Consider the following 12517-nt stretch of genomic DNA (forward strand, 5'->3'; position numbering starts at 1 on the left):
GGCTCTTGGGTTATTCATCTACTTTGACAATCCAACCTTCTGGAGCTTCCACATCACCAAATTGGATACCAGTCAATTCGTCGTAGAGTTTGCGGGTCACAGGTCCGACTTCCGTCTCACTATAAAAGACATGGAAATCATCACCATGCTGGATTCCTCCGATAGGTGAAATAACAGCCGCTGTTCCACAGGCTCCTGCTTCAACAAATCGATCCAAATCATCAATAGCTACATTACCCTCAATCGGGGTCAGGCCCAGACGATGCTCGGCCAGATAAAGCAGAGAATATTTGGTAATAGATGGTAGAATGGATGGACTGAGCGGGGTCACAAATTCATTATCCTTGGTAATTCCAAAGAAATTAGCTGATCCGACTTCCTCAATCTTAGTGTGAGTCGCAGGGTCCAAGTAAATGACATCAGAAAAGTTCTTTTCTTTAGCAATTTTTCCTGGCAGAAGACTAGATGCATAGTTCCCACCAACCTTGGCCGCACCTGTTCCGTGTGGAGCTGCTCGGTCAAATTCATCTTGAATCAAGAAGTTCGTTGGCATCAAGCCACCCTTGAAGTAATTGCCAACCGGCATGGCGAAAATGGTGAAAATGTACTCCTCAGCTGGCTTTACTCCGATAATATCACCAACCCCAATCAAGAGCGGACGAATATAAAGGGTCCCGCCTGTTCCGTATGGCGGAACATATTCTTGATTGGCGCGAACAACCTGCTTGACCGCATCCACAAACATTTCTGTAGGAACTTGTGGCATGAGCAGGCGATCTGACGTGCGTTGCAGGCGCTTAGCATTTTCATCTGGACGGAAAAGCTGGATACTGCCATCCTTAGTGCGATAAGCTTTCAGCCCCTCAAAAGCCTGCTGGCCATAGTGAAGACACGGCGAGGACTCAGAAATATGCAGGATCGCATCTTCAGTCAGCTGGCCCTCCTCCCACTGACCATTCCGGTAATGAGCGATATAGCGATAGGGTAATTTCATATATGAAAATCCAAGATTTTCCCAGTCAAGATTTACTGTCATAGTCTTTTCCTCTTTTCCTAATCTTTCAATTTATAGATACTCCCTATTTTACACCTTTTTATGAAAACTTCAAGTTTTATTTGCAATATTCTGAAAATTTCTTTTAAAAATGAATCAGCTCAAAAGAACTGATTCTAATATGGATTATTTGATATAAGCTGAGAAGACTTCTTCGTCTGAAATAGTATCAGAGATAAAGCTGCCGTTGCTGGTGCGCTCAGACAGGCTGAGGTCAGCCAGATTGATTTCATAGGCCGCTCCTTTATTGGAAAGCACCTGCAAAATCTGCTCCTCACTGGCTTCTGCTTCGGTAGTAAAGAGGTCAAAGTCCGTAGCTTCTGCAAAGACTGGACCTGCTGCAAAGACACGATGCGGTTTCGCCTTAAGCTCTCTCAGAACCTGAAGACCGCGATTTGCCCGACTGGTAACAGGAATGTCTGAGACCGCCATTCGCTTGAGTGCTCCGCGTTGGGTCAGGAGGTAAAGCGAATCAGTATTGGCTATAAAGGCTGCCGCTAGGACATCGTCTTTCTTGAGATTGATAGCCTTTACTCCAGCCGCTTTAGCTCCGACAACTGGCACTTCTTCAATATTGAAACGCAGGGCATAGCCCTTTGTAGTCACTAACATGACATCGTCTAGCTTAATCGGCGCCAGAGCAATGACCTGATCTTCTTCATTTTTCAGCTTGGCGAACTTGAGTGACTTAGACTTGTAGGTCCGCCAAGGACTGAACTCCTTGCGCTCTACACGCTTGATTTGACCGAACTTGGTCGCTGCAAAGTAAGTGCCCTCCTCAAAGCTATCCAGCAATTCTGTATAGATAACCTCTTCCTTTGTATCAAAGTTGCTGATGGTCTGGCTGAGGTGTTCTCCGATTTCTTTCCAGCGGATGTCTGACAGCTCATGAACAGGCCGGTAAATGACATTTCCAAGACTCGTAAAGATTAGCAAATGCTGAGTCGTCTTGGCTGGGCTGAGGAAAATCAGGCGGTCATCATCACGCTTGCCCATCTCCTCTAAGGTCGAAGCTGAGAAGGAACGCGGACTGGTCCGCTTGATATAACCAGAACGAGTCACGCTGACATAGGTTTCTTCCTCAACGATGAGACTAGCTGTATCAATCTCGATGGCGTTTGCCGTATCCTGCAACTCACTGAGACGCGGATTGCCAAACTTCTTCTTGACATCGCGGAGCTCCCGCTTCATGAGATTATACATTGTTCGCTCATCACCGATAATGGCAGCCAGCATGGCAATCTTCTCGCGGAGCTCTGCTTCTTCCTCTTCCAGAACCACTACATCTATATTGGTCAAACGGTAGAGTTGGAGAGTGACGATGGCCTCAGCCTGCTCCTCAGTGAAATCATAGCTAACTTTCAGATTTTCCTTGGCGTCCGCTTTGTTTTCGGAAGCACGAATCAGGGCAATCACCTCGTCCAAGATGGAAAGCACCCGAATCAATCCTTCCACGATATGAAGCCGTTTCTCAGCCTTGGTCTTGTCAAATCGACTGCGAGCCAGAATAATCTCCTTGCGGTGGGCAATGTAGCTGGTCAAGATTGGTACAATCCCCACCAAACGAGGCGTGAAATTATCAATAGCCACCATGTTAAAGTTGTAATTGACCTGCAAATCAGTGTACTTAAAGAGGTAGTTGAGAATCAGCTCGGTATTAGCATCTTTCTTAAGCTCGATGGCAATACGAAGACCGTCACGGTCGGATTCGTCCCGCACCTCAGCAATGCCGGCCACCTTATTATTGACCCGCACATCGTCAATCTTCTTGACCAAGACCGCTTTATTAATCTCGTAAGGAATCTCCGTGATGACGATTTGCTCTTTTCCGCCCTTTAGCTTTTCAATCTCAGTTCTAGAGCGCACCACGACACGACCTTTACCAGTCTCGTAGGCTTTCTTGATCTCATCACGACCTTGGACAATGGCTCCTGTCGGAAAGTCTGGCCCAGGCAGAAACTCCATGAGTTTGTCCACCTTGGCCGACGGATGATCAATCATATAGATAACCGCGTCAATGACCTCGGCTAGATTATGAGGCGGAATATCGGTCGCATAACCAGCAGAAATCCCAGTTGCTCCATTGACCAAAAGGTTAGGAAAGGCTGCTGGCAGAACAGTCGGCTCCTTCTCGGTATCGTCAAAGTTCCAAGCAAAAGGAACGGTATCTTTCTCGATATCCTGCAAAAGATAGCCAGCCATCTCGGACAGCCGCGCTTCGGTATAACGCATAGCCGCCGGTGGATCACCGTCCATAGAACCGTTGTTACCGTGCATCTCAACGAGAATCTCACGGTTCTTCCAGTCCTGAGACATGCGGACCATGGCATCGTAGATGGAGCTGTCACCGTGAGGGTGGAAATTCCCCATGATATTCCCGACAGACTTGGCAGACTTGCGGTAGCCCTTGTCAAAGGTATTGCCGTCCTTGTTCATCGAATAAAGAATACGGCGCTGAACAGGCTTCAAGCCATCGCGAATGTCCGGCAAAGCCCGCTCTTGAATGATATATTTGGAGTAGCGACCAAAGCGCTCTCCCATGATGTCCTCAAGGGACATGTTTTGAATATTGGACATAATAATTCTCTTTTTAATGTTTTGTTGCAAAGTAAATCTATATTTTATATTTTATAAATTTAACTGTTTCTTTGTAGGTAGTGAGAAAAGAAGAGTAATCCTACTAATCCTAGAATGAATAAAAGATTAATTTTAATAACAAATAAGCTAAGTAGGGTATTAATTAGGCCGTGAAAAATGGCGCAAAAGAGGACCGACTTGGTCTTTTTGAAAACAGCAGCTAGAAGAATACTGAGATAAATTGCAAATAGACTGAATAATATAAAAGGCATCCTACTTTGGGAACTTCCAATCACAAACCATAAAGGTACATGCCATACTGCCCAAATACAACCTGTTATCAAACTGGAAATCCAAAAGGAAAATCTAGTTTCCAAAGTTGGTTGCAAGGTGCCTCGCCATCCCAATTCTTCTTCTCCACCATAAAAACAGACTGCACTCAAAAAAACAACAAACAAATTTCCTAGCGGAAAAGCTGGATTAATCTCCTTAGACGAGAAAGCAATAACACCCGTCTGCACGAAAATTAGTAAAAGAAATAATAAAATATATTTCTTTGAGTCCCCTAAGATAAAAGAGACTATGCTTTTAATTGATTTTTGAGGCAAACAAGAAATGGCTGCAATGGTTGGACCGAAACCTCCTAGTAGATGGAGAAAAACTCCCAGTGGACTTGTTAGACTTAAGAGGCTCATTTGCGTCAGAAAAGCGAGCAATCCCCAACCAAATCCCCAAGAAATGAGAAAACTAATCAATAAAAATTTTGTTATCTTATTATTTTGTAAATGTTTCATTTGTTTCGAGCCTCTCCTCAGCATACTCAATCATCGTCTCTGCGGTTTCTTTGTCATAGTGGAAGTCGGTTTTGAGAGAGAAAGCTTGTGCTTCTTTGTGGAAAAAGTCCAAGGTATCCAAGAGAGACTTGGTGAGACTTTTCTGGTCAGAAAAGTCAAGCAGGCTTGTAAATTCCTTTTCTTTCTCGGCAGGCAAATACTGAAAGAGGTACTTGTAGTTCTTGCCAACATCGACCGTCCCCTTATCTGCTGCCACTTGCCAAGCTAACAGCTTGAGCAATTCTTGCTGGCAGATGCCATAGAGATGATCCGTCGCATAGACAAGGTGATTTCGACAAATGCCCTTGACCACATAGGCTGATACCCACCAAAATTCATTGCAGGATTTGTCAAAGTCAGTCGCACTGGCTGGTGCCGTCCAATAGCGCTTGGGTGTCGGTGCATAAGGAGCAAACAGCCCCTGCGTGTCATCCAGCACCGTGAAATCTGCTTCACTATCCACCCACTCTTTGATGTGCTCTTTGGGGCAGAGGGTCAAATCTATCCGATTGCCATCTTCAAAGAGCATGAGATAGAGGCGGCGATGGTCAAGTAGGTTATGCTGCTCGATGATGCGCTTGCCAAACCTTTCCAACCAAGCAAGGTCGGCCGTCAGACCATCCAAATCCTCCACAATGTAGACCACATCATAGTCTTGGAACTCGTCCTTGGGGGCATTTGGGTTTGTCCGTGAGCCGGACATGGCGACAGCGTTGACTTGTAGCACTTTTGCAGTTTGCAAAATTAAATCTAGCATTTCGGGTTCAGTTCTCATAAAGTCCAATTACTCCTCCTTCTCAAAGACGACACTGGCTGTTGTGCCAAGCAGCCCTTCTTTAGAGACTTGCTGGAAATACATCTTCCTGTCATTGACTTTTTCGATGATGAAATGAGTGCCGTCGGTGTCTGTCAGCTCAACGGTCTTTATATCCTTCTGCTTGAGCGTCGCACTTTCAGCTACCGCTTCATCACTGTTATAAATAGACCAGTGCTCCTTTGTTTCCTTAAAGGTATAAGTCACCTGCCAGTCCTTGCTATACCAGCGCCCCTTAAGCCAAGTCAGATCAGCCCTAGAACTACAAGCTACCAGAAGTACCATCAAGCAAGTCAACAAAATAATAAGACTACATTTTTTCATACGAGTATGCCTCCTAATATCAAAGTTCTTGGTATCTATAATAATCCCTTACAAAATAGAACTATTATATTAAACCTGAATAAAGAATGTGTTATGCTCTTTTAACTAGCCAAAGGTCTCTTTTATATTTTTATTTTCACGATAACCAACTACTAACTGAATAGTAGCGCTAATAAAAGAAAGGGGCAAGAACACACATATCCAGCCAGTGAATAAGGGTTCCAACATATCGGACCAATATTGAAGGAAGGTGGTTAAAAATAACATCATGATATTACAGATGGAAGCAATCATGAACAAGAGGGAATTGATTATCAGAATATTTGCTAGCTTTCCTGGGAAACATCTACGATGGAGAATACTCTTTATAAAAGCAGTGATTCCACAAAGGAGGTTTAAAGGGGAAAAAGTAAAAGAGAAGTAAAATATGAAGAGCAATCCCGCATACTCCCTACCTGCTAAGGGATTATCAAACAAAAAGATGCAAGCGGTAATCACCATCAAGACAAAGGAAAAAATAAAATGAGTTCGGTTAGGCCGCTTACTGTAATAGATTAAATAAATAACAGGCCCTGCAACGACAGGAATAATGATATAAGCATAGTATAAAAGATATCCAAACATACACACTTACCTCCAATGAGTGAAAATCAGCTTGTTAAATCAGAGCGGAGTTACTTCTTCTCCTCTCACAACTCCTCAGCTTTATATAGGCTATATCCTTCATAGTAGTAACTATGGTCAACGCCCTTCATGTAGAGGTTGCGGTTATGAATGTCCTTTGTGAGAGCTTGCTTGAGGACGTGCTTGATTTCTGTATCTCGAATGGGACTGCGCTCCATAGCTAGGAGGTAATCTTCCTTGTCTACTTGAGACCAGTCCACAACTTGCCCCAGCTCAGCCTTGAGTAGGTGGTCCAGCCAGAGCCTCATACTTCTTCCGTTCCCTTCTCGAAAAGGGTGGGCGATATTTAGCTCCACATACTTTTCGACAATCTGATCAAAGGTATGCTGAGGCATGCGGTCAATATTTTCCAAGGAAGCTGCCAGATACATGACAGGAGCAAAGCGAAAATTCCCTTTGGAGAGATTGACTGTCCGAATCTGACCAGCGAAGTCATAGATTTCTTCAAACAAGAAGCTATGAATAAAGGCCAGAGTGGCATAGGTGCCAGCTGCTTTATCGTCCAGAACCTGCTCTTCAAAAAGCTCTTTAGCTCGAGTCTTACTGATTTTTTCTTCCATCTTGGCTAGTTCAAGCGAATCCGTCAGACCCAGTTTATTGTCAAGAGTCATAAATACAGCTCCTTTCCTTGTTTTGACTTCTTCTTTTCAAACAGATAAATAATAAGTAAAGCTACTAACAGAACAGCTAATACATTTGTTTGATGTTTAATTTCCTTCAACCCTAGCCAGCCTTGATCACTTGCAAAATTAACTCCTACAATTACATATAAGAAAATCAAATACATGCTAAATATATTAGTCAATAGCCATCCTCCGATTTTCTTGCAGCATGATTCATCTGTCGAGTCAGATAAATCGGGATTAGGCCTATCAAGCTTTACATATTTATTTAAATAATCTTGAGCGTCAAATTCATTTATCTTCTCCTCACTATTTTTAGTGATCTTAATATCTATATCATGCTTCATCTCATACACTTCCCATCATCTTTTTATTGATTTCTTTAATCAAATTATCTTCTTTTTTATCTTCTTCTTTATCTTCTTCTTTATCTTCTTCTTTATCTTCTTCTTTATTGCCTTCATCTAAAGTACTGCATATTGCCACTGCTTTCTCATACGTTTCTCGAATAAATTCTGGTTGTTTTGAAGCTTTGTAATAAACCTTCAAAAATTTCAACGATGATACCATAGAAGCATTGTATTCCCAATGGTACTTCAACAGACACCTGATAAACACTCTGATGATTTCCTGTTCTTGATACAAAAGACTTGTTTCATGATGTTCAAAGTACTTTAACGAAATATAATCACAATAGTAAATCATGATATTAGATATCCAAGCAAAAGTATATTCTTGGACTTCCCTAGTTGGTTCATAACGTAGAGCTGTCCTTAACACCTGAACTTCTTTAAGCGTAATTTCTTCAGCAGAAGCTGCATCAAAAAGCTTTGAGCGCCAGCCTGAAATGCTATCTAAAGAACTTCTATAATTGGTATATAAGGTAAAGATTGGCACAATTGCACCTAACAGAGCCGCAAATAATCCAATCACTAATTCATTCATCTTTATATCCTATATTCACTTTCTAAGATTTATTTTGACTCGCATAAATTAAACAGAACAACCTACTTGGCTTCTTCTGGTTGTGTTGGGGTAATTTTTTTGCTTGGTTTACGTTTTTTGTAGCGGGTGCGGATAGTGTTGAGATGGTCGCGGAGATTGACCATGTGAGTTCTTTCGGGATAAGCGTAAGCACCGATAGCCGTAAAGTCCACTAGAAAATCATAGATTTCTTGCAGCTTGAGGCGGACGGTCTTATTCTGGCTTGGAGCCTTGCCCTTGAGCTCAGTCAGTCGCTCCTTGTAAACCTTGTCAAAGGCCTTCTGAGCCGCTGCCAGACTATCGACATGGGCTTCCAGATGCAACTTAGCTAGCGCTGTCTGGTAGGCTGACTTTTTCAGCTCTTGAAGTAGATGCTTAATGCCCTCGGTCTCCTTTTCAAAGCTAGTTCCAGCTAGGCCGCTATAGTTTTTCAGTAGCTGAGACAGGGTCTCGTAGGCTTCCTTGGTTGCTGCGTCCTTGACCCGCGCAAAGGCCCGAACCAAAGACTGGAGCGTAGCCAAAGTATCGTCGCGCTCACGGTCAGCCTGATCCAAACTAGCCACCAGCTTGCTGGACTTGGTCCGATGAAGCCCACCTTGTAGCTTAGCCAAAAGCTGCTCCATCTCCGCCAGCTTAGTCGTGTAAATAGCGTCCACCTTGTTAGCCTTATTAAAAGCCGCAATCTCTTCCATGCTCTCAGACATGAGCTGGAAAAATTCGTTGTTTTCCAAATTGCGTACAGTTAAACTAGTGATTCCATATTCTTTTTTCATAAAACTCCTCTTTCTTCATGTGTTTTTTAATCTTTTGCTCCAAAACCGCTCGGAACACATGTAAACGTTCGGCTTTTGCTCTAAAAACTCAAATTACACATGTGGGATTTGGTTTTTTGCTGCTAGATAAGAAATTCTTCATGTGAAATTTCTTGTTTTAGAGCTGGGGAAGGTAATTTGAGATGTAGGATTGAGTCATTCTTCTCTTAAAAACGTTAATTCTGATAAAATTCTAGCTTCATCCAAGCTTAGAATAACAAACAAGGATGAAGTGTAGATATCATCGTACCATTGTTCTAGTTTCTCATTAGTCATATCAAGATGATATTGTTTAGCATTGTTGTGTCTTAGACCAAAATTATTATACATTTCAAAAAGCTTTTCAAACGCAATAATCTTTTGATTATTAACTTTGAACACCTCCTTTAATTCCTCAGAATTATTCAGTTCTTTTCTCAATGGCTCAAGGTAGTTCGCTAAAGTAATAAGTATTTCTTTCTTACGCTGAATGTCCCCTTTATTTGAAAAATGATTATACTCCAAGACCTTGATTGCTTCTTGTATATTTGTCTCAGATAAAATCTGAGAAACTTCCGAAGCATAAACATTCTTTTCAACAATGATTCTATTACCATTATCTAAAGTAATCAATTCATGGTTTGATAATTCTAGAAATCTTGTAATATTATCAAATATAACTTGAATAAACTGCCATTCTTTTTCTGTAAATTTTCCCAAAAGGTTATTAAAAATATCGACTAATAACTCAGAGAAAACAAATAGTGGTTCAGTTGTATTGTAGATATTCGAATCAATAAATTCTACCATTTGTGAATAACTAGTAAACGTTGAACGATTAGAATAATCTAAGAAATTCCGAGAAATGGCACTATTTAAACTTGTTTCATAATAGTTACTCTTGAAATTTCTCTCCATTTTCAGTAAATCCATCAAATTTTTTAACTCTCTCTGCGGATCAAACTCCATCCGATTCAAAATATCAAAATAATTCTGTCGCGTCATAATATCTCCTATACTATCTTAAAACGCCGTCGTTTCTTCAAGCGTAAACTTGACATTATCCTCAATCCACTTGCGGCGTGGTTCGACCTTGTCGCCCATGAGGACATTGACACGACGTTCGGCGCGGGCCAGGTCTTCGATGGTGACACGGATGAGGGTGCGGGTTTCGGGATTCATGGTCGTCTCCCAGAGCTGATCGGCGTTCATTTCACCGAGACCCTTGTAGCGCTGAAGCATGGCTCCCTTGCCAAACTTGCGGCGCAGATCGTCCAGCTCGCCATCGGTCCAAGCATACTCGACAACTTCGCTCTTGCCCTTGCCCTTGGACATCTTGTAGAGAGGCGGCAGAGCTATATAGACGCGACCAGCCTCGACCAGCGGGCGCATATAGCGATAGAAAAAGGTCAGCAGCAAGGTCTGGATATGGGCACCGTCGGTGTCCGCATCGGTCATGATGATGATCTTGTCATAGTTGGCATCCTCAAGGGTAAAGTCTGTCCCAACACCAGCACCGATGGTGTAAATCATGGTGTTGATTTCTTCGTTCTTGAGAATGTCAGCCATCTTAGCCTTAGCAGTATTGATAACCTTACCGCGCAGGGGCAGGATGGCTTGGAACTTACGGTCACGGCCTTGCTTGGCAGAGCCACCGGCAGAGTCTCCCTCGACCAGATAGAGTTCGTTCTTGGCTGGGTTCTTGGACTGGGCTGGAGTCAGCTTACCAGAGAGCAAGCCCTTGTCTTTTTTATTCTTCTTGCCATTGCGGCTTTCGTCACGCGCCTTGCGGGCCGCTTCCCTAGCATCTCTAGCCTTGATAGCCTTACGGATGAGATTGGACGCCAGCTCACCATTTTCCAAGAGGAAGAAAGTCAGCTTGTCAGAGACGATGGAATCCACGGCCGGACGAGCCAAAGGACTGCCCAGCTTGTCCTTGGTCTGACCTTCAAACTGCAGGTGCTCCTCTGGAACTAGGATAGAAAGAACAGCAGCTAGACCCTCGCGATAGTCTGAGCCTTCCAGATTCTTGTCCTTTTCCTTGAGCAGGCCTGTCTTTCTAGCATAGTCATTCATGGCCTTGGTAATAGCGGTCTTGAGTCCCGTCTCATGGGTACCGCCGTCCTTGGTGCGGACGTTATTGACAAAGGACAGGATATTGTCAGAGTAGCCGTCATTGTACTGGAGAGCCACCTGAACTTGGAAGCCGCTCTCCTCCCCCTCGAAATAGAGGACAGGCGTCAGGGTTTCCTTGTCTTCATTGAGATAGCTGACAAAGTCCTCAACGCCGTTCTCATAGTGAAACTCTACTTCTTCGCCAATCCGTGCATCGGTCAACGACAGGCGAACATTCTTGAGCAGGAAGGCTGATTCCTTCAGCCGCTCCGCAATGGTGTTGTACTTGAAGTCTGTCGTTGAAAAAATCGTATCGTCCGGCATAAAGGTCACTTTGGTACCAGACTTAGACTTAGGCGCGGTGCCGATTTTCTTGAGCGTGGTGACTGGTTTTCCGCCATTTTCAAAGCGCTGCTTGTAAACAGTGCCATCGCGCGTGATTTCCACTTCCAGCCAGCTGGACAGGGCATTGACAACAGAGGAACCTACACCGTGGAGACCGCCCGAGGTCTTATAGCCACCTTGACCGAACTTACCGCCGGCGTGGAGAACGGTAAAGATGACTTCGACCGTGGGAATGCCCATAGCGTGCTTGCCGACTGGCATCCCGCGTCCGTGGTCTGCGACGGTCAGACTGCCGTCTTTATTGATGGTGACCTCGATTCGGTCACCGAAGCCTGACAAGGCCTCATCGACTGCATTGTCTACAATTTCCCAGACCAGATGGTGAAGTCCCGCTCCGTCGGTCGATCCGATATACATCCCCGGACGTTTGCGAACCGCATCCAACCCTTCTAATACCTGAATGGCATCGTCATTATAATTGTTAATATTGATTTCCTTTTTTGCCACAAGGAACCTCCTGCATGATAGTCATCCTTATTATCTTACAGGTTTTTGACGAATTTTGCAAAGTTTTTTCTAAAAAATAGCCCTGAAAAAGCTGATAGGACCTAGATTTCCACTCAACTAGCTGAAATTCGCCTTAGCTGACGATCGTCAGACTAGACAATTCCTTGAAAATATTCTCAGAATAGTTCTTTGTCCAAACCCCAAATCATGGTATAATAAAATCATGATGAACACGATAATTGGATTAATACTAGCATACTTACTGGGCTCCATTCCGACAGGTTTGTGGATTGGGCAGATTTTCTTTAAAAAGAACCTCCGCGAATACGGCAGTGGCAATACTGGCACGACCAATACTTTCCGTATTTTGGGAAAGACGGCCGGCACCGCAACTTTTGTGATTGACTTTTTCAAAGGTACACTGGCAACCCTGCTGCCGCTTTTCCTGCATATTGAGGGGATTTCACCACTGATTTTCGGTCTCTTGGCTGTGATTGGTCATACCTTCCCTATCTTTGCGGGCTTTAAGGGGGGCAAGGCTGTAGCGACTAGTGCGGGAGTCGTTCTTGGTTTTTCACCAGCTTTCTTTATCTATCTGATACTTGTCTTTGTGACGACCCTTTATCTGGGAAGTATGATTTCCTTAGCCAGCGTGGTCTCCGCAATCGTGGGCATCCTGTCCGCTTTGCTTTTCCCTGCTTTGGGTTTTCTTTTACCTAGCTATGATCTCCTTTTTACCCTGATTATTATCCTATTGGCAGCTATTATCATCATTCGCCACCGTGATAATATCCAGCGGATTCGAAATAAAACTGAAAACCTAATCCCTTGGGGCATCAATCTCACCAAACAAAATCCAAAAAAAT

The 12517-nt window shown here is 43.6% G+C and carries 13 protein-coding genes; 1 reads left to right on the forward strand and 12 read right to left on the reverse strand.

The window, feature by feature from the left end; translation table 11 throughout:
• Positions 1-10 precede the first annotated feature (10 nt).
• The 12 genes from STRDD04_RS00615 to parE form a co-directional block, all read right to left on the reverse strand.
• Entirely contained in the window at positions 11-1066 is a 1056-nt protein-coding gene (locus STRDD04_RS00615) for a branched-chain amino acid aminotransferase (protein ID WP_331710262.1), read from the reverse strand.
• A 114-nt stretch (positions 1067-1180) separates the two neighbouring features.
• Entirely contained in the window at positions 1181-3631 is a 2451-nt protein-coding gene (gene parC, locus STRDD04_RS00620) for a DNA topoisomerase IV subunit A (protein ID WP_062198459.1), read from the reverse strand.
• Positions 3632-3690: 59 nt separating this feature from the next.
• Entirely contained in the window at positions 3691-4425 is a 735-nt protein-coding gene (locus tag STRDD04_RS00625) for a CPBP family intramembrane glutamic endopeptidase (protein ID WP_062198460.1), read from the reverse strand.
• The gene (locus STRDD04_RS00630; RefSeq protein WP_062199178.1) at positions 4406-5239 is read right to left on the reverse strand and encodes an aminoglycoside 6-adenylyltransferase; all 834 of its coding nucleotides are present in this window, start codon (positions 5237-5239) and stop codon (positions 4406-4408) included. The genes STRDD04_RS00625 and STRDD04_RS00630 overlap by 20 nt, the downstream gene beginning before the upstream one ends.
• A 9-nt stretch (positions 5240-5248) precedes the next feature.
• On the reverse strand, positions 5249-5602 hold the full coding sequence (locus STRDD04_RS00635) for a DUF4962 domain-containing protein (protein WP_231853854.1): 354 nt from the start codon (positions 5600-5602) through the stop codon (positions 5249-5251).
• Between the two features lie 105 nt (positions 5603-5707).
• Positions 5708-6226 carry a hypothetical protein gene (locus STRDD04_RS10805; RefSeq protein ID WP_156469017.1) on the reverse strand — a complete coding sequence of 173 codons (519 nt, stop codon included), beginning with the start codon at positions 6224-6226 and terminating at the stop codon, positions 5708-5710.
• Positions 6227-6291: 65 nt separating this feature from the next.
• Entirely contained in the window at positions 6292-6897 is a 606-nt protein-coding gene (gene fic, locus STRDD04_RS00640) for a protein adenylyltransferase Fic (protein WP_062198462.1), read from the reverse strand.
• Positions 6894-7256: a hypothetical protein gene (locus tag STRDD04_RS10810; protein ID WP_062198464.1), complete on the reverse strand. Its 363-nt coding sequence runs from the start codon at positions 7254-7256 to the stop codon at positions 6894-6896. The genes fic and STRDD04_RS10810 overlap by 4 nt, the downstream gene beginning before the upstream one ends.
• A gap of 1 nt (position 7257) precedes the next feature.
• Positions 7258-7854, reverse strand: a complete 597-nt coding sequence (locus STRDD04_RS10815) for a hypothetical protein (protein ID WP_062198466.1) — start codon at positions 7852-7854, stop codon at positions 7258-7260.
• Positions 7855-7916: 62 nt separating this feature from the next.
• A complete protein-coding gene (locus STRDD04_RS00655; RefSeq protein ID WP_062198468.1) occupies positions 7917-8666 on the reverse strand; it encodes a DUF6261 family protein in 750 nt (249 codons plus the stop codon).
• 195 nt (positions 8667-8861) lie between these two features.
• Positions 8862-9689, reverse strand: coding sequence for a hypothetical protein (locus STRDD04_RS00660; RefSeq protein ID WP_062198471.1), 828 nt, complete (start codon positions 9687-9689; stop codon positions 8862-8864).
• Positions 9690-9707: 18 nt separating this feature from the next.
• Positions 9708-11651: a DNA topoisomerase IV subunit B gene (gene parE / locus STRDD04_RS00665; protein WP_062198473.1), complete on the reverse strand. Its 1944-nt coding sequence runs from the start codon at positions 11649-11651 to the stop codon at positions 9708-9710.
• 223 nt (positions 11652-11874) lie between these two features.
• Here parE and plsY point away from each other — a divergent pair.
• Positions 11875-12517 (forward strand): glycerol-3-phosphate 1-O-acyltransferase PlsY (gene plsY, locus STRDD04_RS00670; protein ID WP_082757316.1); only part of this gene is annotated, 643 nt, incomplete at its 3' end.

This window comes from Streptococcus sp. DD04, from assembly GCF_001578725.1.
GTDB classification, from domain to species: Bacteria; Bacillota; Bacilli; order Lactobacillales; family Streptococcaceae; genus Streptococcus; species Streptococcus sinensis.